Raw genomic sequence first — 22119 nt, 5'->3', positions numbered from 1 at the left:
AACCGGGTGATTCACCGATGAAACACCTCTGCACAGCCAATAAATACTGGGCGCGTCAGGGAACCAGATAGGGGTTTTCTCTTCTAAGGATCAGGTTGGCACCCTGCCACCACCCTTCGTTCCAGGAGTTACTCCATGTCGCTGCGATCTATCGCCCTGTTGTTTATGTGCGTCGTGTTGACTGCATGCAGCAAGGTCAACCAGGAAAACTATTCGAAACTGTCGGCTGGCATGCCCAAGTCCGAAGTCGAAACGTTACTGGGGAAACCGACCGATTGTTCAGGCGCGCTCGGCATGTCCAGCTGCACCTGGGGCGACCAGAAAAGCTTTATCAGCGTGCAGTACGCCGGTGACAAAGTGTTGATGTTTTCCGGCCAAGGCCTGAAGTAAACCGAGGCCAGAGGCCTGCGGGAGAAAAATAATGATGCGGTTAGTTTTTGTGCTTTTGGCTGGCCTGGTTTTGGCTGGCTGTGCCACTTCTGGCGAAGATCCGCTGGCACCCAAGACGGTCAACAGCGTCAATCTCAAGCGCTACCAAGGGACCTGGTATGAGTTGGCCCGCCTGCCCATGTATTTCCAGCGCAATTGCGCGCAATCGGAAGCCCACTACACCCTCAAGCCAGACGGCAACGTGGGTGTGCTCAATCGCTGCCTGACCTCGGACTGGCAGTGGGAAGAAGCCAGGGGCACCGCCTCGCCGCAGGTGCCGGGCAAGACCGACAAGCTCTGGGTCGAGTTCGACAACTGGTTTTCACGGATCGTGCCGGGTGTGGCGAAAGGGCAATACTGGGTGTTGTACGTCAGCGATGACTACAAGACCGCCATCGTCGGCGACCCAAGCCGTCGCTACATGTGGCTGCTGTCCCGTACCCCGACCGTCAATAGCGTCGTGCGCGAGGAACTGCTGAGCATCGCGCGCCAGCAGGGCTACGACACCACACGCTTGATCTGGCGCGCGTCGGATCGACAGATGGCCAGGACTTCGAATTAGTCGGTGGGCTTGAGGGAGTGTCAGCAGCAGGGGAGCTCCTCCATCTTGTTTTTTTGGGGGGGCTTGAACGGGAGCGCACTTTCCGTGGGGGGCATCCGGTAGTGCTGTTGCCAAATATCGAAAGCGAGCGACTCATCCTCTTTGTTAAGATCCTGTACGCCGCAAGAATAGCGGACATTATTTTGGGATAATCTGTTTCCAGCAATGATATGAGCTGCGCAAGGCTGATGTATGGATGGGTCGGCAGTGCCGAAATCAATCAATGTGTTGGGTGATTCTCCATTAAACGGGAGAATTATTTTGTGGCCAGTCGAACGTACGATGTATATATAGGTTTGACTGCTCTCGTGCTGTTCTTGAAGTGAAATGATTCCTTCGCGTAACAGTGCTTCAAGATTGAGCTCGTCATCGGGTGATGTAACTGTAAATATGATTGTGCCGTCCCTGACTTTTTCGAAGTCACTGGCTTTGATGGCATGGTTGCCTGTGGCGCAAAATATAACATCGCATTTAGCATAAAGCTCATCAATGCGGTGTGCGATATTTTCTTCAGGGATTCCGGTCGTTCGGCCAGAGTCTGTATCGTATACCAATGGTTTTTCTGCGTGCCTTGCCTGGAGCTGGTGTGTTATTCGGCTGCCAAGAGTCCCGTGGCCAATCACACCCACTTTGGTGTCTTGATTGAAGAGCATGACACCACCGTTTTGTAGGTATAGTTCGGCAGCAAGCAGTATGCTGTCAGCCGATGCATGGTCACTTTCCCTTTTCAAGGCAAGTCTACCCACTGAAATGATTGGGCGGTCATTAATGTTGAGTGAAATATACCTTTGTTCGCCATTTAACGCATATTCCGCAATTCCGGAAATAACATCGGGGCCTAGTGCTCGCAGAATTTTTTCGTTTAAGGCGAAATAGCCTCCATGGTCCAAAACTATGCAGTTGTTGTCGCCAATTGCGGTGTGTAATTTATCTATGGTTTCTTGTGAAGCAAGTTTTATATCCTGCTTTGAGATGTCCAAAACTGGATAGTCTTGAGTTGTTAATAATGCCTTGAGAGAGCCTGCCGTTCTTTTTGTGGAATTTTTTATTATGATTCCGCACAGATCAAAATGACGGGAAATGCTTTCGATCATCGGGAAGGTTGACTCGTAGCCAGGACATACAAGGAGTACTCTGGCTCTGGCCGATCTGAGGCCAGACTGGGTGACAACGTCGTTATAGAAACTCAACGCTTTAGTGTAAGTGGTTCTTTTTATTCTGTTTAGGATTAGCATGGAGTGTGCGGGCTCGTCTGCGCCATTGGATTTGGGCTTAATTGTTGGAGAGTGGTTGAGATGTGGGCAAAAAACTGGTTGGGTTTTTTGTGTTTTTAACGAAGGATGCCAGATCCTCATGGAATGCTATATTTTTCAATCCAGGCCGCATGTTGAGGAAAGGCTTTCAGCAGCTCGTTTCTTTGACCGAGCCGGGAATCCAGGTCGTTCCAAGCGGGCACTGTGACTTCACTGATCAAACCGTATTCACCACCCAGCTGAAGCTCACTGCATTTCCAAATGTCGGCGGGCGCATAAAGTTGCAATGAATGCCCCTGTACCAGATCCGGGCCGAGTATATGTTCTTCAGTATCTCCATTCGTATGGATGTAGCGATATGTTATTGGTGAGCCGCTGTGGTAGAAATGAATGATGGGCGATAAGTTGGTGTGAAGATAACCGATAGGGCTGTCATCAGTCAGTAGGTAATAAATGACGCTCGCAAGGCCGCGTTCAATACTCAGCCCGGCTCGGTCAAAGTTTACGTTAATGGCAGAATCAAATGTTTGAGAGAAAAAACCTCCCTCGACATGCTTGCGTAGGGAAAGCATGTTCTGGATGTCTTTTTTTGTCATATATTTTTTCCGCGTTTTGGTCGACGTGAATTTTTAATAGGTGTCTGGAGTCGTAATGATTGGTTTTTTTAGGGACTGCCAACAGGTCGCGGCGATAGTGTAAATTTTGAGCGCGGAATGTCTAATTTTTGTTGTTATTAATTGTTGCGATTCTGGAGTTTGCTAGAAGCAGACTCTATTAATGGTTCGGTTAAGTTAATTCGAATGCATTTGGCAGAGCACGGGGTTCAACAATTGGAGGGCTTTGGGGCGAACGGATGGGCTGCAGGCTGGAGGAAGGGATTTGGTCCGCCTTTGGCAAGACCAAATCCCTATGGTGGATTGTTGGATGTTGACTTATGTGTAATAGAGCGTCGTTGCAGGACAATGATGAATCGACATTTCAGCGTAGCAATTCCCTTAGTACCTGGGTGAACGCCGCAGCGGCCTCGCGTTCGTCAGGATGACGGCCGTTTTCAATCACGCGCTTGCCCTTGACCCACACATCCCGTACCTGGCGATCGCCGCCGGCAAACAGCCAGCGATTGAGGATCCCGTCACCCTGGGCCGTGGCCAGGTACGGGTCGTTGCCATCGAGCACCAGCCAGTCGGCACGCTTGCCGATTTCAAGGGCTCCGATCGGTTGCCCCAGGGCCTGGGCACCGCCTTCCAGCGCCGCGTCAAACAAGGTGCGGCCGACCATCGGCTGATCCGCTCGATACAAGCGGTTGCGCCGTTGATCCCGCAGGCGCTGGCCATATTCCAGCCAACGCAATTCTTCGACCACGCTCAATGACACATGGCTGTCAGAGCCGATCCCCAGGCGCCCGCCCTGGGCGAGGAAATCCACGGCCGGGAAAATCCCGTCCCCCAGGTTGGCTTCGGTGGTCAGGCACAGGCCGGCAATCGCCCGGCTCCTGGCCATGAGGCTGACTTCCTGGGCGTTGGCGTGGGTGGCGTGGACCAGGCACCAGCGCTGGTCGACTTCGGTGTTTTCGTACAGCCATTGCAGCGGGCGGGCGCCGCTCCAGCTCAGGCAGTCATCGACTTCCTTTTGCTGCTCGGCAATGTGAATGTGCACCGGGCACTCGCGGTCACTGGCGGCCAGCACATCCTGGATCTGCCCGGGCGTTACGGCACGCAGCGAGTGGAAGCACAGACCCAGCGCCTGGGACGGCTGCCCGGCCAGGATCGGCTGCAGGCGTGACTGAAGCTTCAAGTAGTTTTCGGTGCTGTTGATGAACCGGCGTTGCCCGTCATTGGGCGCCTGGCCGCCAAAACCGGAGTGGCTGTAGAGCACCGGCAGCAGCGTCAGGCCGATGCCAGCGGCGCTGGCGGCGTGGCTGATGCGCAAGGCCAGTTCCGCCGGGTCGGCGTAGGGCGTGCCGTCGATATCATGGTGCACGTAATGGAATTCGGCGACCGAAGTGTAGCCGGCCTTGAGCATTTCGATGTACAGCTGACGGGCGATGATGCCGAGTTGGTCGGGACTGATTTTTCCGACGAGGCGGTACATCAAGTCGCGCCAGGTCCAGAAACTGTCGTTGGGATTGCCCGCCACTTCCGCCAGCCCGGCCATGGCCCGTTGGAAGGCGTGGGAGTGCAGGTTCGGCATACCCGGCAACAGCGGACCGCCCAGCCGTTCGGCGCCGTCTGCGTGGGAACCGGCCTGGACATGGGTCAGGACGCCTTCGGCATCGACCTCAAGACGTACATCATGGGCCCATCCACTAGGCAGCAGCGCGCGTTCGGCAAAGAAGGCGGACATGGTTCAACCTCATCGTGCGTAATTTGTATATACATATACAGACGTTTGCCTGGCCGGTAAACTCCGGCAAGCTAGCATTCTTATCCGCAGAACAAGGAACCGCCGTGTCGACTCCGCCTGCCAAACCGCCGCTGGCCGCAAACATGGGTGACAGTCCGGCCCCCCTGTACGCCCGCGTCAAACAAATGATCACCCAGCAGATCGACAGTGGAAACTGGCCGCCGCATTACCGCGTGCCGTCGGAAAGCGAACTGGTCAGCCAACTGGGCTTCAGTCGCATGACCATCAACCGTGCGCTGCGGGAAATGACCGCCGACGGCCTGTTGGTACGCATGCAGGGTGTCGGCACCTTCGTGGCCGAGCCCAAGAGCCAGTCCGCGTTGTTCGAAGTGCACAACATCGCCGACGAAATCGCCTCCCGTGGTCATCGGCACTCCTGCAAGGTCATCACTCTGGAAGAAGAGGCGGCCGGTTCCGAGCGGGCCCTGGCCCTGGACATGCGCGAAGGCCAGAAGGTGTTCCATTCGCTGATCGTGCATTTCGAGAACGACATCCCCGTGCAAATCGAGGACCGCTTCGTCAACGCACTGGTGGCGCCTGAATACCTCAAGCAGGACTTCACCGTGCAAACGCCCTACGCCTATCTCAACCAGGTCGCGCCGCTGACCGAAGGCGAGCATGTGGTCGAGGCGATCCTGGCCGAGCCGAGCGAATGCAAGTTGCTGCAGATCGAAAAGGGCGAGCCGTGCCTGTTGATCCGTCGCCGTACCTGGTCCGGACGCCAGCCGGTGACCGCCGCACGCCTGATCCATCCAGGCTCCCGTCACAGTCTGGAAGGGCGCTTTCATAAATGAGCCATTTGAAGGTTTTGCGCGCGGCAGACTACCCACGCATGCCGTGGAAAAACGGTGGCGGCAGCACTGAGGAAATCACTCGCGATGCCGGCGCCGGCCTGGAAGGTTTCGGCTGGCGCCTGTCGATTGCCGATATCGGTGAGTCGGGCGGTTTTTCCACCTTCGCCGGTTACGAGCGGGTCATCAGTGTCTTGCAGGGTGAAGGCATGACGCTGAACGTCGATGGCCAGGCCACGCGGGCTCTGCATCCGCTGGACCCCTTTGCCTTCAGCGGCGAGAGCCATGTGTTTTGCACACTGCTGGGCGGACCGATTCGCGACTTCAACCTGATCTACGCGCCGCAGCGTTACCGCGCGCGGTTGCAGTGGTTGGGCGGTCTACAACGGTTTTTCAGTGACGCGCAAACGGTGCTGGTGTTCAGTGCCGCTCCGGGACTGGCTATCAGGATCGGTGAGTCCGCCGTGGACTTGGGCCTCTACGACTGCTTGCAACTGAGCGGTAACACCGGGTTGGTGGATGTCTCCACTCACGGTCAATGCTGCGTGATCGAGCTGACGGCTCACTAATTTCAGCTTATTGAGTACCTTGTGGGAGCAAGGCTTGCCCGCGACGAGGGCGATGCGGTCCGCCAGAAAATCGAGTCGCCGGCATCGCGGGCAAGCCTTGCTCCCACAGATAAATCCCCCTCGCCACAAGGTGCCTGCCTGCTGTTTCTTCTGTGCACCAACTTGTTACCGAATGCCCCAGCGTGGCGCAACACCACGCGTCTGTGACCCTCCAATTTCCCCCTCGAAAACCCTCTTGAAAAATTTCATGCCGCTCAGCAGCCCTTAAATCACAAGGCTTTCAGCCAATTGCCCAACTGTTTCTGAACACCACCTCTAACAAGTTGGCCGCCTGATTGCATATGCTTGTACATACAAGTAAAGACGTATGCGTATGAGTCACCGATATTCAACGCAACGTCCGCTGAATCGCTGCCCACTGCCCGGGCTGGTCTGGATTGATCGCTGAGGAGTTTTTGCTGTGACCGACGCTACCCGCAAACCCGAAAAATACCGTGACGTTGAAATCCGTGCCCCTCGCGGTAACACGCTGACCGCCAAGAGCTGGCTGACTGAAGCGCCGCTGCGCATGTTGATGAACAACCTCGACCCGGAAGTGGCCGAGAACCCCAAGGAACTGGTGGTCTACGGTGGCATTGGCCGCGCGGCGCGCAACTGGGAGTGCTACGACAAGATCGTCGAAAGCCTCACCAACCTGAACGACGACGAAACCCTGCTGGTGCAATCCGGCAAGCCGGTGGGCGTGTTCAAGACCCACAGTAACGCCCCTCGCGTACTGATCGCCAACTCCAACCTGGTGCCGCACTGGGCCAGTTGGGAGCACTTCAACGAACTCGACGCCAAGGGCCTGGCCATGTACGGCCAGATGACCGCCGGCAGCTGGATCTACATCGGCAGCCAGGGCATCGTGCAAGGCACTTATGAAACCTTCGTCGAGGCCGGTCGCCAGCACTACGATTCCAACCTCAAGGGCCGTTGGGTCCTGACCGCCGGCCTGGGCGGCATGGGCGGTGCGCAACCCTTGGCCGCGACGCTGGCCGGTGCGTGCTCGCTGAACATCGAGTGCCAACAGGTGAGCATCGATTTCCGCCTGAAAACCCGCTACGTCGACGAGCAAGCCAAGGACCTCGACGATGCCCTGGCGCGCATCGAGAAATACACCGCCGAAGGCAAGGCGATTTCCATCGCGCTGTGTGGGAACGCTGCCGAGATACTGCCGGAAATGGTCCGTCGTGGTGTGCGCCCGGACATGGTCACCGACCAGACCAGCGCCCACGACCCACTCAACGGCTACTTGCCGGCCGGCTGGACCTGGGACCAATACCGTGCCCGCGCCAAGACCGAACCCGCCGCCGTGGTGAAGGCCGCCAAGCAATCGATGGCCGTCCACGTCAAAGCCATGCTGGCCTTCCAGAAAATGGGCGTGCCGACCTTCGACTACGGCAACAACATCCGCCAGATGGCCCAGGAAGAGGGCGTCGAAAATGCCTTCGACTTCCCAGGCTTCGTCCCGGCGTATATCCGTCCGCTGTTCTGCCGCGGCATCGGCCCGTTCCGCTGGGCTGCGCTGTCCGGCGACCCGCAGGACATCTACAAGACCGACGCCAAGGTCAAGGAACTGATCCCCGACGACGCCCACCTGCACAACTGGCTGGACATGGCCCGCGAACGCATCAGCTTCCAGGGCTTGCCGGCTCGTATCTGCTGGGTTGGCCTGGGCCAACGCGCCAAGCTGGGCCTGGCCTTCAACGAAATGGTCCGTAGCGGCGAGTTGTCGGCGCCGATCGTCATCGGTCGCGACCACCTCGACTCTGGTTCCGTAGCCAGCCCGAACCGTGAAACCGAGTCCATGCAGGACGGCTCCGATGCGGTCTCCGATTGGCCGTTGCTTAACGCCTTGCTCAACACCGCCAGCGGCGCGACCTGGGTGTCGCTGCACCACGGTGGCGGCGTCGGCATGGGCTTCTCCCAGCACTCGGGCATGGTGATCGTCTGCGACGGTACCGACGAAGCGGCCGAGCGCATTGCCCGCGTGCTGCACAACGACCCGGCCACGGGCGTGATGCGTCATGCCGATGCCGGTTACCAGATCGCCATTGATTGCGCCAAGGAACAGGGGCTGAACCTGCCGATGATTACCGGCAAATAACGCAAAACCCATGTGGGAGCGGGCTTGCTCGCGAAGGTGGTTTTACATCCGAGGCATGTGTTGAATGACACACCGCTTTCGCGAGCAAGCCCGCTCCCACAAAAGAGCATCGCCGAACCAGAACAATCCACAGAGGTTGAACCATGGCTGTCACCAGCACACGTGCAAGCAGCAAGCCGTTGATCGAGAAACGTTCGATCGACTACATCCCGGAAACGGAGAGACACGGTCGGCTGTTGAGCCAGTTCACCCTCTGGATGGGTGCCAATCTGCAAATCACAGCCATTGTCACCGGCGCATTGGCGGTGGTGTTGGGTGGTGATGTGTTCTGGTCGTTGATCGGTTTGCTGATCGGCCAACTGCTGGGCGGTGGCGTCATGGCGTTGCATGCCGCGCAAGGGCCCAAGCTGGGCCTGCCGCAGATGATCTCCAGCCGGGTGCAGTTTGGTGTGTATGGCGCGGCCATCCCGATCGTGCTGGTGTGCCTGATGTACCTGGGTTTCACCGCAACGGGAACCGTGCTTTCCGGCCAGGCGCTGGGCCAGTTGTTTGGTGTCAGCGACAGTGTCGGCATCCTCATTTTCGCCAGCGTCATCGTGCTGGTCACGGTGCTCGGTTATCGGGTGATTCACTTCATTGGCCGTGTCGCCAGCGTTATTGGTGTGATTGCCTTTGTTTACCTGTTCGCTCGCCTGATGAGCCAGACGGACGTTGGCGCACTCCTGCAAATCCGCCATTTCAGCTGGAGCGGTTTCCTGCTTGCGGTGTCGCTCGCGGCATCCTGGCAGATCGCCTTCGGCCCCTACGTGGCGGACTATTCGCGTTACCTGCCGAGCCAAACTTCCTCGGTGAAAACCTTTTTTGCCGCAGGCGCCGGTTCAGTCATCGGCGCACAGGTGGCGATGATCCTCGGCGTGTTTGCCGCGGCCTCGGCCAATGGGCAGTTCGCCGGTCACGAAGTGGCCTACATCGTGGGCCTGGGTGGCACCGGCGCCACCGCTGCGTTGCTGTATTTCAGCATCGCATTCGGCAAGGTCACCATCTCCACGCTGAACTCCTACGGCAGCTTCATGTGCATCGCGACCATCATCAGCGGTTTTCGTGGTCACCTGAACGTAACGCGCCTGCAGCGACTGGTCTTCGTGCTGGTCATCGTCGGCGCTGCGACCCTGATCGCGCTGCTCGGCCAGCACTCGTTCCTCGGTGCGTTCAAGTCCTTCATCCTGTTCTTGCTGGCGTTCTTTACACCTTGGAGCGCGATCAACCTGGTGGACTACTACTGCATCACTCGCGAGCGCTATGACGTGCCGGCACTGGCCGACCCGAACGGTCGCTACGGTCGTTGGAACGCCCTCGGCATCAGCGTCTATGTCTTCGGCGTCCTGGTCCAACTGCCGTTCATCGCCACCAAGTTCTATACCGGTCCGCTGGTGGAAGAGATGGGCGGTGTGGACATTTCCTGGATCATCGGCCTGGTGGTTCCGGCGGCGCTGTATTACGTCGTCGCCAAGAAGTGGCACAGCGCGGTACCCGATCAATTGATCCTGCCAATCGAGCAGGACACGGTTGACGCACAACCGAGCAGGGCGGGCCGCATCCAAGCGGTCTGATGGGACGTTGACAGGGCTGGATGCCTCTTGACTGCCGTAAGCCAATCCAACTGATTAGGAGCGTCACATAATGAAGTCGAACAAGACCCTGCTGACCACATTGCTTTCCATGGGCCTGCTGGCCAGCGCCGGCGCCACACAAGCGGCGGGTTGGTGCGAGTCGGGTAAACCGGTGAAGTTCGCCGGCCTGAATTGGGAAAGTGGCATGTTGCTGACCGACGTCCTGCAAGTGGTGCTGGAAAAAGGCTACGACTGCAAGATCGACAGCCTGCCGGGCAACTCCATCACCATGGAGAACGCCCTGAGCAGCAACGACATCCAGGTGTTCGCCGAAGAGTGGGTCGGCCGCAGTGAAGTCTGGAACAAGGCCGAGAAGGCCGGCAAGGTAGTCGGCGTCGGTGCCCCGGTCGTGGGTGCCATCGAAGGCTGGTACGTGCCGCGCTACGTGGTTGAGGGCGACGCCAAGCGCAAGCTCGAAGCCAAGGCTCCAGGCCTGAAGAACATCGCTGACCTGGGTCAGTACGCCGCCGTGTTCAAGGACCCGGAGGAACCGTCCAAGGGCCGCTTTTATAACTGCCCGGCCGGCTGGACCTGCGAGCTGGACAACAGCGAAATGCTGAAAAGCTATGGCCTGGAAAAAACCTACACCAACTTCCGTCCAGGCACCGGCCCGGCGCTGGATGCAGCGGTGCTGTCGAGCTACAAGCGCGGCGAGCCGATCCTGTTCTACTACTGGTCGCCCACGCCGCTGATGGGCCAGGTGGACCTGGTGAAACTCGAAGAAAAACCAGGCGTGGATAAAAGCGTGAGCATCAAGGTCGGCCTGTCCAAGACCTTCCACGACCAGGCTCCGGAACTGGTGGCGGTGCTGGAAAAGGTCAACCTGCCGATCGACATCCTGAACCAGAACCTCGGGCGCATGGCCAAGGAACGAATCGAGTCGCCGAAACTGGCGAAGATCTTCCTGAAGGAACATCCTGAAGTCTGGCACGCCTGGGTCAGTGAAGACGCTGCCAAGAAAATCGACGCGGCTCTGTAGGTCGAATACTTCCCGGCCAACCGTGGGGCTGGCCGGGACGTTCACCGCATCCATCTGATCGAGAGTCTCTTATGTTTCCCGAAAGCTTTACCTTCTCCATCGCCGATTGGGTCAACGGTTGGGTTGACGCCCTGGTGACCAACTATGGCGATGTGTTCCGGCAGATCTCCGACACCTTGCTGTGGGCCATCGTCAACCTCGAAGGCCTGCTGCGCATGGCGCCCTGGTGGCTGATGCTGGCGATCGTTGGTGGCATCGCCTGGCACGCCACCCGCAAGGTCGTCGCCACGGCGGTGATCGTCGGCCTGTTGTTCCTGGTGGGCGCGGTGGGCCTGTGGGACAAGCTGATGCAGACCCTCGCGTTGATGCTGGTGGCGACGCTGATCTCGGTGTTGATCGGTATTCCGCTGGGCATTCTTTCGGCGCGCAGCAATCGCCTGCGTTCGGTGCTGATGCCGCTGCTGGACATCATGCAGACCATGCCGAGCTTCGTGTACCTGATTCCGGTGTTGATGCTGTTTGGCCTGGGCAAGGTCCCGGCGATTTTCGCCACGGTGATCTACGCCGCGCCGCCACTGATTCGCCTGACCGACCTGGGCATCCGCCAGGTGGACGGCGAAGTGATGGAAGCCATCAACGCCTTTGGCGCCAACCGCTGGCAACAGCTGTTCGGCGTGCAATTGCCCCTGGCCCTGCCGAGCATCATGGCCGGGATCAACCAGACCACCATGATGGCCCTGTCGATGGTGGTCATCGCCTCGATGATCGGCGCCCGTGGCCTGGGTGAAGACGTGCTGGTGGGCATCCAGACCCTCAACGTCGGACGCGGCCTGGAAGCCGGGCTGGCCATCGTGATTCTCGCCGTGGTCATCGACCGCATTACCCAGGCCTATGGTCGTCCTCGGCACGAGGTGAGCAAATGAGCAACGCAGCCATCAGCAAGATCGAAGTCAAGAACGTCTTCAAGATTTTTGGCAATCGCTCCAAGGAAGCCCTGGACCTGATCCGCCAGAACAAGACCAAGGACCAGGTGCTGGCCGAAACCGGTTGCGTGGTCGGCGTGAACGACCTGTCGCTGAGCATCGGCACCGGTGAGATCTTCGTGATCATGGGGCTGTCCGGTTCCGGCAAGTCCACGTTGGTGCGCCATTTCAACCGGCTGATCGACCCTACCAGCGGCGCGATCCTGGTGGACGGCGAAGACATCCTGCAACTGGACATGGACGCCCTGCGCGAATTTCGCCGGCACAAGATCAGCATGGTGTTCCAGAGCTTCGGCCTGCTGCCCCACAAGAGCGTGCTGGACAACGTTGCCTACGGCTTGAAAGTGCGCGGCGAGAGCAAGCAGGTGTGCGCCGAGCGGGCGCTGCACTGGATCAACACCGTGGGCCTGAAAGGTTACGAGAACAAATACCCGCACCAGCTCTCCGGCGGCATGCGCCAGCGCGTCGGCCTGGCCCGGGCCTTGGCGGCGGACACCGACATCATCTTGATGGACGAAGCCTTCAGCGCCCTCGACCCGCTGATCCGCGCGGAAATGCAGGACCAGTTGCTGGAGCTGCAAAAGACCCTGCACAAGACCATCGTCTTCATCACCCACGACCTCGACGAGGCCGTGCGTATCGGCAACCGCATTGCGATTCTCAAGGACGGCAAGCTGATCCAGGTCGGCACGCCCCGGGAGATCCTGCACTCGCCGGCGGATGAGTATGTTGATCGGTTTGTGCAGCGGCGGGCGGCGGTGGTGTAAGGCAGGACTCAGTTGTGGCGAGGGGATTTATCTGTGGGAGCAAAGCTTGCTCGCGATACAGGCGCCTTGGTTCCAGAGAGATCGCGTTGTTTTTATCGCGGGCAAGCCTTGCTCCCACAGATATCCGCTCCTCGCCACAAATGTTATTGGCAACTTTATGTGCATGAGGCTTTAGATGTCCCAGGCTGAAAAAATCGTAATCACCGGCGCCCCGCTGCGCTGGCAGGATGTCGTCGCCGTCGCGCGCTTCGGCGCTGTGCTCGAGCTGTCGACCCAGACCTGGGCGCGGATCGACAATGCCCAGGCCATCGTCCAGCGCATCGTCGCAAGCGGCGAGCGCGCCTATGGCGTCAACACCGGCCTGGGGGCCTTGTGCAATGTTTCGCTCAAGGATGAGCAGCTCAGCCAACTGTCGCGCAACACGCTGCTCAGCCATGCCTGTGGCGTCGGTGCGCCGCTTGCCGATGAGCAAACCCGGGCGATTATCTGCGCCGCGATCCTCAACTACAGCCAGGGCAAGTCCGGCATCCATCGCCGGGTGGTCGAAGCGCTGCTGGCGCTGCTCAATCGCGGCATCACACCGCAAGTGCCGTCCCAGGGTTCGGTGGGTTACCTGACCCACATGGCCCACATCGGCATCGCACTGCTGGGTGTCGGCCAGGTCAGCTATCGCGGGCAAATAGTCCCGGCGCAAGAAGCCCTGGCCGCAGAGGGTTTGCAAGCGGCGCAACTGGGGGCCAAGGACGGTTTGTGCCTGGTCAACGGCACGCCGTGCATGACCGGTCTGAGCTGCCTGGCCCTGGCCGATGCAACGCGGCTGCTGCAATGGGCCGATGTGATCGGCGCCATGAGCTTCGAAGCCCTGCGCGGGCAGATTGCCGCGTTCGATGCCGACGTCATTGCACTCAAGCCACACCCGGGCATGCAGAAGGTCGGCGTCAACTTGCGGGCACTGCTGGATGGCAGCGAAGTCATCGCCGCGAGCCTGGGCATTCGCACCCAGGACGCCTTGAGCATCCGCTCGATTCCCCAGGTGCACGGCGCGGCTCGCGACCAGTTGGCCCACGCCCGGCAACAGATCGAAACCGAACTCAACGCAGTGACCGATAATCCGCTGCTGCTGGGTAGGCCGGAAAACTTCCGGGTCATGTCCCAGGCCAATCCTCATGGCCAGTCGGTCGCCTTGGCGGCGGATCTGTTGGCGATTGCCATGGCTGAGATCGGCTCCATCGCCGAGCGTCGCCTCGACCGCTTGATCAACCCCCACGTCAGCGGCCTGCCGGCCTTCCTGGTGGCCAACCCCGGGGTGAACTCGGGGATGATGATCGTGCAATACGTCGCCGCGTCGCTGTGCGCGGAGAACAAGCAACTGGCGCAACCGGCGGTGCTCGACAATTTCGTCACCTCCGGGTTGCAGGAAGACCATTTGAGCATGGGCACCAACGCGGCCCTGAAGCTGCACCGGGCGCTGGAAAACTGCACGCAGATCCTCGCCATCGAATACCTGCTGGCGGCCCAGGCCTTTGAGTTTCTCAAGGCCCAGCGCTTCGGTGCCGGCACCGACATCGCCTGGAAGCTGCTGCGCGAGCGCGTCCCGGCCTACGACCAGGATCGCTGGCTGGCGCCGGACATCGCCAGTGCCGCCGGCCTGCTCAAAGACCCGAACGTGCTGCACAACGTATTACCGAATTTGAATTGATCAAAAAAGCGCCAGCGTGCCAAGGCACCTCTTGCCCACAAGGCATCGCCCAAAAAGCGAAGGTGACGGATAACGGAACATTCCGGAGCGACTGGTGGGTAAAAACAAAACTCTCAAAAGGAGCAATACATGACTGCCTTAAACCTGATTCCCGGCCAATTGAGCCTGGCTCAATTGCGTGACATCTATCAGCAACCCGTGACCTTGAGCCTCGACGCCAGCGCGTCGGCGCAGATCGAGGCCAGTGTTGCCTGCGTTGAACAGATCCTTGCCGAGAACCGCACCGCCTACGGCATCAACACCGGTTTCGGCCTGCTGGCCTCGACCCGCATCGCCAGCGAAGACCTGGAAAACCTGCAGCGCTCCCTGGTGCTGTCCCATGCCGCCGGCGTGGGCGAGCCGATCAGCGATGCGCTGGTGCGGTTGGTCATGGTGCTCAAGGTCAACAGCCTGAGCCGCGGTTTTTCCGGCATCCGTCGGCAGGTGATCGATGCGCTGATTGCGCTGATCAATGCCGAGGTCTACCCGCACATTCCGCTCAAGGGCTCGGTCGGTGCTTCCGGTGACCTGGCGCCACTGGCCCACATGTCCCTGGTGCTGCTGGGCGAAGGCAAGGCCCGCTACAAGGGCGAATGGCTGCCGGCCGTCGACGCGCTGAAAGTGGCTGGCCTCGCGCCGCTGACCCTGGCCGCCAAGGAAGGCCTGGCGCTGCTCAACGGCACCCAGGTGTCCACCGCGTTTGCCCTGCGTGGTCTGTTCGAAGGCGAAGACCTGTTTGCCGGTGCGCTGGCCCTGGGCGGCCTCACGGTGGAAGCGGTGCTCGGCTCGCGTTCGCCATTCGATGCACGCATCCATGCCGCCCGTGGCCAGAAAGGCCAGATCGACGCCGCCGCTGCCTACCGCGATCTGCTGGGCGAGCGCAGCGAAGTCTCCGATTCGCACCAGAATTGCGACAAGGTCCAGGACCCGTACTCCCTGCGCTGCCAACCGCAAGTGATGGGCGCTTGCCTGACTCAGTTCCGCCAGGCCGCCGAGGTGCTGGTGATCGAGGCCAACGCGGTGTCGGATAACCCGCTGGTGTTCGCCGCCGAGGGCGATGTGATTTCCGGTGGCAACTTCCACGCCGAACCGGTAGCGATGGCGGCCGACAACATGGCCTTGGCGATTGCCGAAATCGGCTCCCTGAGCGAGCGCCGCATTTCGTTGATGATGGACAAGCACATGTCGCAACTGCCGCCGTTCCTCGTCGCCAATGGCGGGGTGAACTCCGGCTTCATGATCGCCCAGGTCACCGCTGCGGCCCTGGCCAGTGAAAACAAGGCGCTGTCCCATCCCCATTCGGTGGACAGCCTGCCGACTTCGGCCAACCAGGAAGACCACGTCTCCATGGCCCCGGCTGCCGGCAAGCGTCTGTGGGAAATGGCCGAGAACACCCGTGGGATCCTCGCGGTGGAATGGCTCGCGGCGTGCCAGGGGCTGGACCTGCGTGGCGGTTTGAAGACCTCTGCGAAGCTGGAGCAGGCCCGAGGGCTGTTGCGTGCGCAAGTGCCGTTTTACGAGAAGGATCGCTTCTTTGCGCCGGACATCAATGCGGCCAGTGAATTGCTGGCGAGCCGGTGCCTGAACGAGCTGATCACGGCGCAGTTGTTGCCGAGCCTGTAAGGGCCTCATCGCGAGCAGGCTCGCTCCCACAGGGGACCGGTGTCGCCCCCATTTTTGGGCACACCATAGAACCCATGTGGGAGCGAGCCTGCTCGCGATTCGATTTTGAATGAGACGAGGAAAACGGGATGAAAACCCTCTGGCAAAACTGCCACGCCGCCACCATGGCCCAGGGCGTCTACTCGATCATCGAAGACGCCGCCATCGTCACCCAGGGCGAGCACATCCAATGGATCGGCCCGCGTGCCGAATTGCCGACGGGTGACTACCCGGCGGTCAACGACCTCAAGGGCGCCTGGGTCACGCCGGGGCTGATCGACTGTCACACCCACGCGGTATTTGGTGGCAACCGCAGCGGTGAGTTCGAGCAGCGCCTGCAAGGCGTCAGCTATGCCGAGATCGCCGCCGCCGGTGGCGGCATCGCCAGCACCGTGCGCGCCACCCGCGCCGCCAGTGAAGACGAGCTGTTCGCCAGCGCCGCCAAGCGCCTGGCAAGCCTGATGCGCGACGGCGTGACCACGGTGGAAATCAAATCCGGCTACGGCCTGGACCTGGCCAGCGAGCGCAAGATCCTGCGGGTCATCCGCCGCCTCGGCGCCGAGTTGCCGGTCAGCGTACGCAGTACCTGCCTGGCGGCCCACGCCTTGCCGCCGGAGTACAAGGAGCGCGCCGACGATTACATCGAGCACATCTGCAGCGAGATGCTGCCGGCCCTGGCGGCTGAGGGGCTGGTGGATGCGGTGGATGCCTTTTGCGAATACCTGGCGTTTTCCCCGGCTCAGGTCGAGCGGGTGTTCATCACCGCGCAACAACTGGGGCTGCCGGTGAAGCTGCACGCCGAGCAATTGTCATCCCTGCACGGTTCAAGCCTGGCGGCGCGTTACCAGGCGCTGTCGGCCGATCACCTGGAATTCATGACCGAGGACGACGCCAAGGCCATGGCCGCATCCGGCACCGTGGCGGTGCTGTTGCCGGGCGCGTTTTATTTCCTGCGCGAAACCCAACTGCCGCCCATGGATGCCTTGCGCAAGCACGGTGTGAAAATCGCCGTGGCCAGCGACCTCAACCCCGGCACCTCGCCGGCGTTGTCGTTGCGCTTGATGTTGAACATGGCCTGTACCTGTTTTCGGATGACCCCGGAAGAAGCCCTGGCGGGGGCGACGATTCATGCGGCCCAGGCCTTGGGCATGGCTGACACCCACGGTTCGCTGGAAGCTGGCAAGGTCGCGGATTTTGTCGCCTGGCACATCGACCGCCCGGCCGACCTTGCGTACTGGCTCGGTGGTGATCTGGAAAAACGCGTCGTGCGTCACGGCGTGGAAATCGATTGAGGAGAACGGTTGTGGAGAAGGTCCTGAATTTCAAGCAAGGGCGCGTGCCGCTGTTGATCAGCATGCCCCACGCCGGCCTGCGCCTGACCCCGGCGGTACAGGCCGGGTTGATCCCCGAGGCCCAAAGCCTGCCGGACACCGACTGGCACATCCCAAGGCTCTACGAGTTCGCCGCCGAGCTGGGTGCCAGCACCTTGGCCGCCGAGTACTCGCGGTTCGTCGTCGACCTCAACCGCCCCGCCGATGACAAGCCGATGTACGTCGGCGCCACCACCGGTTTGTACCCGGCGACGCTGTTCGATGGCGTGCCGCTGTTTCGCGAAGGGCTGGAGCCGTCGGCCGAGGAGCGGGCGACGTATCTGCAACAGGTCTGGATGCCTTACCACCAGGCGTTGCAGCAGGAACTGGCGCGACTCAAGGCCGAGTTCGGCTATGCTTTGCTGTTCGATGCCCATTCGATCCGTTCGGTAATCGCGCACCTGTTCGACGGCAAGCTGCCGGACTTCAACCTCGGCACCTTCAACGGTGCCAGTTGCGACCCGACCCTGGCCAGCCAGCTCGAAGCCATCTGCGCTCGCCATGGTGAATTCACCCACGTGCTCAACGGGCGGTTCAAGGGCGGACACATCACCCGGCACTACGGCAACCCGGCCGAAGACATCCACGCGGTGCAACTGGAACTGTGCCAGAGCACCTACATGGAAGAGTTCGAACCGTTCAACTACCGCGCTGACCTGGCGGCGCCGACTCAGGTGGTGCTCAAGGAACTGCTGGAAGGCTTCCTGGCGTGGGGACAACGAACCTACGAAAAATAAACGCCAACGCGATTCTCTGTGGCGAGGGGAGTTATCTGTGGGAGCAAAGCTTGCTCGCGATACAGGCGCCGCTGTTTCAGAGCAATCGCGTCGTCTTCATCGCGAGCAAGCTTTGCTCCCACAGAACCCGCTTGCCACAGGTTTGTGTTCTCCTCGAGTCTCGGGAGCAACTGTCGCCACCGTGCAAAACCGAGTCGCCACAGTTCATCTTCAGCCCCTCGGCGCTGCGTAATGTTTTGGGCACGGTGCAACAAGACACCGACCTACAATAATCCGCTGCCGCACGAGACCTTCCCGATGAAAAGACTGTTCAAACGCTGTCTGTCGATCCTCTGCGGTACCACCCTGTTGAGCGCCGGGGCGATGGCCGCCGAGCCGGCGTCGTGCCAGACCGTGCGCATGGGCGTGGTCAACTGGACCGACGTGATCGCCACCAGCGGCATGGCCGATGTGTTGCTCACTGGGCTGGGCTACGACAGCAAGCAGACCAGCGCCGTGCAGCAGATCATCTTCGCCGGCATCCGCGACAAGCGCCTCGACATCTTCCTGGGGTATTGGAAGCCGGCGATGGACAAGAACATCGCGCCGTTCCTGGCGGCCAACCAGGTGAAAGTATTGGACAAACCGAGCCTGGCTGATGCCCAGGCCACGCTGGCGGTACCGGACTACGTGGCCGCCGCGGGGCTCAAGACCTTTGCCGACATCGCCCGGTTCAAGGACCAACTCGGTGGCAAGATCTACGGCATCGAGCCGGGCAGCGGTGCCAACACCACCATCAAGACCATGATCGAAACCAACCACTTCGGCCTCAAGGACTTCAAGCTGATCGAATCCGGCGAGGCGGGGATGCTGGCCGCGGTGCAGCGGGCGGTGAATCGCAAGGAATTCGTGGTGTTCGTCGGCTGGACCCCGCACCCGATGAATATCAACATGAACATCGCCTACCTGACCGGCAGCGAGGATGTCTATGGCCCGAACGAAGGTGCCGCGACCGTCTCCACCGTGACCGCGCCGGACTACGCCCAGCGCTGCCCGAACGTGAACCGGTTGCTGGAAAACCTCACCTTCACCGCCGCCCAGGAGAGTCAATTGATGGTGCCGATCATGGAGCGCAAGACGCCCCAGGACGTCGCCCGGCAATGGCTGCGCGATCATCCCGAGGATTTGCGGCGGTGGCTGGTCGGTGTGACCAGTTTCGATGGCAAGGATGGCGTGGCGGCGGTGCAGGCCAGTCTCAAGAATTGACCTACCTGGCTGTGGCGGGGTGATTTATCTGTGGTGGAGTGATTTATCTGTGGGAGCAAGGCTTGCCCGCGATAGCGATGTGTCAGTCGACATAACGATTGGATGTACCACTGCCATCGCGGGCAAGCCTTGCTCCCACATTTCAATAGGTGGTGTTCTTCATGGCCTCATATCCACTCTCAGAACAGATGTCAGCCTTCATCGACAAAATCCTGAGCTTCAACAGCCCGGACGACAGCCTTACCGGTTTGCGCCAGGCCTACAGCCAAATGTGCCGGGCGTTCACCCCGGCATGCCCGCCAACGCTGGCCATCGAGGATTTCGAACTGGCCGGCGTGGCTGTGCGCGCCTACCACCCACGGGGTGCAGCGCCGCCCGCCGGCTGGCCGTGCCTCCTCTATCTGCACGGCGGTGGTTGGGTGGTGGGGGACCTGGACTCCCATGACTTCATCTGCATGGAGCTGGCGGCTGCCCTTGAAGCGCTGGTGGTGGCGGTGGATTATCGGCTGGCGCCAGAGCATCCGTTTCCAGCCGGGTTGGACGATTGCCTCGCCGTGTGGCACCATCTGGCAGCCGCGCCCTTTGCCATCGACCCGCGTCGGCGGCTGGTGGTCGGTGACAGTGCCGGCGGCAATCTTGCCGCCGCGTTGTGCCTGGCTTTGCGCGATGCCGGGCAAGTGTTGCCACGGGCCCAGGTGCTGATCTATCCGGCGCTCGGTGGCCCGGCAGCACTGCCATCGCGCCGTGAATGTGCCGATGCGCCGCTGTTGAGCAGCAACGATCTGGACAGCTATCACACCCACTACCTGAATGGCGCTCAACCGTCCGCGCTCGCCATGCCGTTGCTCGCCGAGCACCTGGACGGCTTGCCGCCGGCGTTGATCGCCGTGGCGCAATGGGACCCGCTGCGCGACGATGGCGTCCTTTATAGCGAGCGGCTGAACGCCGCAGGCGTAGCCTCTGTGTTGTACATGGGCGAAGGGTTGGTCCACGGTTGCCTGCGCGGTCGGGGCCAGGTGCCAGAGGTCGATCGGATGTATCGCACGCTGCTGGCGTACCTGGCTGACATGCTTTGACTGCGCAGGGGACATGCTCATAAAGGTAATTCGGGTTTATGATGCCGGACGGCAGACTAAATAGACGTCCCCACAGGGATGACTCGACCCCTTACGGAGCGCGCAATGCAGACTTTGTACCCGCAGATCAAACCCCATGCCCGGCACGATCTGGCTGTCGATGACACCCACACGCTCTATGTCGATGAAAGCGGTTCCCCGGAAGGCCTGCCAGTGGTGTTCATTCACGGCGGCCCGGGTGCTGGCTGCGATGCACAGAGCCGCCGCTACTTCGATCCGAACCTGTACCGCATCGTTACTTTCGACCAGCGCGGCTGCGGTCGGTCCACCCCCCATGCCAGCCTTGAGAACAACACCACCTGGGACCTGGTCGAAGACCTGGAGCGCATCCGCAAACACCTGGGCATCGAGAAATGGGTGCTGTTTGGCGGTTCCTGGGGTTCGACCCTGGCCCTGGCCTACGCCCAGACTCATCCAGAGCGGGTACACGGCTTGATCCTGCGTGGGATCTTTCTCTGCCGACCGCAGGAAATCGAGTGGTTCTACCAGGCCGGCGCCAGTCGCCTGTTCCCTGACTATTGGCAGGATTACATCGCACCGATCCCGTTGGACGAGCGCGACGACCTGCTCAGCGCTTTTCACAAACGCCTGACCGGTAACGACCAGATCGCCCAGATGCACGCGGCCAAGGCCTGGTCCACCTGGGAAGGTCGCACCGCGACCCTGCGTCCGAACCCGCTGGTGGTCGATCGCTTCTCCGAGCCGCAGCGGGCGCTGTCGATCGCCCGGATCGAATGCCACTACTTCACCAACAACGCTTTCCTCGAACCCAACCAGTTGATTCGCGACATGGGCAAGATCGCCCATTTGCCGGGCGTCATCGTGCATGGCCGCTACGACGTCATCTGCCCGCTGGACAATGCCTGGGAGTTGCATCAGAACTGGCCCAACAGCGAACTGCAGGTCATTCGCGACGCCGGTCACGCCGCTTCTGAGCCGGGGATCACCGATGCACTGGTGCGCGCCGCTGCGCAAATGGCCCGGCGCCTGCTCGACCTGCCGCCCGAAGAAGCATGAAGGGGCTGTTGCAACGCGTTCGCGGCGCACGGGTCGAAGTATCAGGCGAGATCGTCGGGGCCGTGGATCAGGGCTTGCTGGTGTTGGTGGCCGTCGAGCCCGGGGATACCCGGGCCAGCGCCGACAAACTCCTGCACAAGCTGCTTAACTATCGAGTGTTCAGCGACGCCGACGGCAAGATGAACCTGTCCCTGGTGGATGTCGGTGGCGGGTTGCTGCTGGTGTCGCAGTTCACCTTGGCGGCGGACACCAAAAGCGGTCTGCGCCCGAGCTTTTCGACCGCCGCGCCTCCTGCCTTGGGCGAAGAGTTGTTCAACTATTTGCTAACTCAGGCGAAACAGGTGCATGGCACTGTGGCATCAGGTAGATTCGGCGCCGACATGCAGGTTCACCTGGTCAATGATGGCCCGGTAACCTTCCTGTTACAGGCCTGAAAGCGTTTGAAACATCTTTTCGGTGCCGTTTCGAGGTAAAACAGGGAGTTTTCTCGATAAATACTTTGCTGCCCCTGATGCGTTGTCACGCGGGCTACTAGATAATCGCGCGCTACGGGGGATCAGCGTTCGCTGGTCCATTTGACTTAGGTAGAGACTTGTCCTGGACCGTTTGGGGAATCATTT

At 60.4% G+C, this 22119-nt stretch carries 20 protein-coding genes; 17 read left to right on the top strand and 3 right to left on the bottom strand.

The window, feature by feature from the left end; all coding sequences use genetic code 11:
* The first annotated feature begins 135 nt into the window (after nucleotides 1–135).
* Nucleotides 136–390, top strand: coding sequence for a lipoprotein (locus B0E42_RS16850; RefSeq protein ID WP_018608002.1), 255 nt, complete (start codon nucleotides 136–138; stop codon nucleotides 388–390).
* Nucleotides 391–421: 31 nt separating this feature from the next.
* On the top strand, nucleotides 422–991 hold the full coding sequence (locus B0E42_RS16845; protein ID WP_018608005.1) for a lipocalin family protein: 570 nt from the start codon (nucleotides 422–424) through the stop codon (nucleotides 989–991).
* A 20-nt stretch (nucleotides 992–1011) separates the two neighbouring features.
* Here the strand turns inward: B0E42_RS16845 and B0E42_RS16840 are convergent, their stop codons facing one another.
* The 3 genes from B0E42_RS16840 to B0E42_RS16830 all read right to left on the bottom strand — a co-directional run bounded on the left by B0E42_RS16840 (nucleotide 1012) and on the right by B0E42_RS16830 (nucleotide 4626).
* Nucleotides 1012–2124 (bottom strand): NAD(P)-dependent oxidoreductase, encoded by a 1113-nt coding sequence (locus B0E42_RS16840; protein ID WP_139353171.1) that lies wholly within the window; start codon nucleotides 2122–2124, stop codon nucleotides 1012–1014.
* Nucleotides 2125–2381: 257 nt separating this feature from the next.
* On the bottom strand, nucleotides 2382–2879 hold the full coding sequence (locus B0E42_RS16835; RefSeq protein WP_053178175.1) for a cupin domain-containing protein: 498 nt from the start codon (nucleotides 2877–2879) through the stop codon (nucleotides 2382–2384).
* Nucleotides 2880–3261: 382 nt separating this feature from the next.
* Entirely contained in the window at nucleotides 3262–4626 is a 1365-nt protein-coding gene (locus B0E42_RS16830) for a formimidoylglutamate deiminase (RefSeq protein WP_053178173.1), read from the bottom strand.
* Between the two features lie 143 nt (nucleotides 4627–4769).
* On the opposite strand from B0E42_RS16830, the gene hutC reads away from it, so the two are divergent.
* From hutC to dtd, 15 genes are all read left to right on the top strand, one after another.
* Nucleotides 4770–5480 carry a histidine utilization repressor gene (gene hutC, locus B0E42_RS16825; RefSeq protein WP_172681130.1) on the top strand — a complete coding sequence of 237 codons (711 nt, stop codon included), beginning with the start codon at nucleotides 4770–4772 and terminating at the stop codon, nucleotides 5478–5480.
* Nucleotides 5477–6046: a HutD family protein gene (locus tag B0E42_RS16820; RefSeq protein WP_077506886.1), complete on the top strand. Its 570-nt coding sequence runs from the start codon at nucleotides 5477–5479 to the stop codon at nucleotides 6044–6046. Before hutC ends, B0E42_RS16820 begins: the two co-directional genes overlap by 4 nt.
* 460 nt (nucleotides 6047–6506) lie before the next feature.
* Nucleotides 6507–8195, top strand: coding sequence for a urocanate hydratase (gene hutU / locus B0E42_RS16815; protein WP_018608013.1), 1689 nt, complete (start codon nucleotides 6507–6509; stop codon nucleotides 8193–8195).
* Between the two features lie 143 nt (nucleotides 8196–8338).
* Nucleotides 8339–9805, top strand: coding sequence for a cytosine permease (locus B0E42_RS16810; protein WP_053178171.1), 1467 nt, complete (start codon nucleotides 8339–8341; stop codon nucleotides 9803–9805).
* A 70-nt stretch (nucleotides 9806–9875) separates the two neighbouring features.
* The gene (locus B0E42_RS16805) at nucleotides 9876–10844 is read left to right on the top strand and encodes an ABC transporter substrate-binding protein (protein ID WP_077506885.1); all 969 of its coding nucleotides are present in this window, start codon (nucleotides 9876–9878) and stop codon (nucleotides 10842–10844) included.
* Nucleotides 10845–10915: 71 nt separating this feature from the next.
* Nucleotides 10916–11767, top strand: coding sequence for a proline/glycine betaine ABC transporter permease (locus B0E42_RS16800; protein ID WP_003186705.1), 852 nt, complete (start codon nucleotides 10916–10918; stop codon nucleotides 11765–11767).
* Complete coding sequence (locus tag B0E42_RS16795; protein ID WP_077506884.1) at nucleotides 11764–12594, top strand: glycine betaine/L-proline ABC transporter ATP-binding protein; 831 nt, start codon at nucleotides 11764–11766, stop codon at nucleotides 12592–12594. Before B0E42_RS16800 ends, B0E42_RS16795 begins: the two co-directional genes overlap by 4 nt.
* Before the next feature lie 175 nt (nucleotides 12595–12769).
* The gene (gene hutH, locus B0E42_RS16785) at nucleotides 12770–14293 is read left to right on the top strand and encodes a histidine ammonia-lyase (RefSeq protein WP_077506883.1); all 1524 of its coding nucleotides are present in this window, start codon (nucleotides 12770–12772) and stop codon (nucleotides 14291–14293) included.
* A 129-nt stretch (nucleotides 14294–14422) separates the two neighbouring features.
* The gene (gene hutH, locus B0E42_RS16780; protein WP_053185191.1) at nucleotides 14423–15955 is read left to right on the top strand and encodes a histidine ammonia-lyase; all 1533 of its coding nucleotides are present in this window, start codon (nucleotides 14423–14425) and stop codon (nucleotides 15953–15955) included.
* Nucleotides 15956–16083: 128 nt separating this feature from the next.
* Nucleotides 16084–17286 (top strand): imidazolonepropionase, encoded by a 1203-nt coding sequence (gene hutI / locus B0E42_RS16775; protein ID WP_077506882.1) that lies wholly within the window; start codon nucleotides 16084–16086, stop codon nucleotides 17284–17286.
* 11 nt (nucleotides 17287–17297) lie between these two features.
* Nucleotides 17298–18101, top strand: coding sequence for an N-formylglutamate deformylase (hutG, locus tag B0E42_RS16770; protein WP_053178165.1), 804 nt, complete (start codon nucleotides 17298–17300; stop codon nucleotides 18099–18101).
* 297 nt (nucleotides 18102–18398) lie between these two features.
* Entirely contained in the window at nucleotides 18399–19346 is a 948-nt protein-coding gene (locus B0E42_RS16760) for a choline ABC transporter substrate-binding protein (RefSeq protein WP_077506880.1), read from the top strand.
* 161 nt (nucleotides 19347–19507) lie between these two features.
* The gene (locus B0E42_RS16755) at nucleotides 19508–20422 is read left to right on the top strand and encodes an alpha/beta hydrolase (protein WP_077506879.1); all 915 of its coding nucleotides are present in this window, start codon (nucleotides 19508–19510) and stop codon (nucleotides 20420–20422) included.
* Between the two features lie 105 nt (nucleotides 20423–20527).
* On the top strand, nucleotides 20528–21499 hold the full coding sequence (pip, locus tag B0E42_RS16750; protein ID WP_003196909.1) for a prolyl aminopeptidase: 972 nt from the start codon (nucleotides 20528–20530) through the stop codon (nucleotides 21497–21499).
* Nucleotides 21496–21933, top strand: a complete 438-nt coding sequence (gene dtd, locus B0E42_RS16745; protein ID WP_053178161.1) for a D-aminoacyl-tRNA deacylase — start codon at nucleotides 21496–21498, stop codon at nucleotides 21931–21933. Before pip ends, dtd begins: the two co-directional genes overlap by 4 nt.
* Nucleotides 21934–22119: the final 186 nt, after the last annotated feature.

The sequence above is a fragment of the Pseudomonas sp. A25(2017) genome, from assembly GCF_002001065.1.
Taxonomy (GTDB): domain Bacteria; phylum Pseudomonadota; class Gammaproteobacteria; order Pseudomonadales; family Pseudomonadaceae; genus Aquipseudomonas; species Aquipseudomonas kilonensis.
The sequence above is the reverse complement of the archived record's forward strand: the minus strand, read 5'-3'. Positions and strand labels throughout refer to the sequence as shown.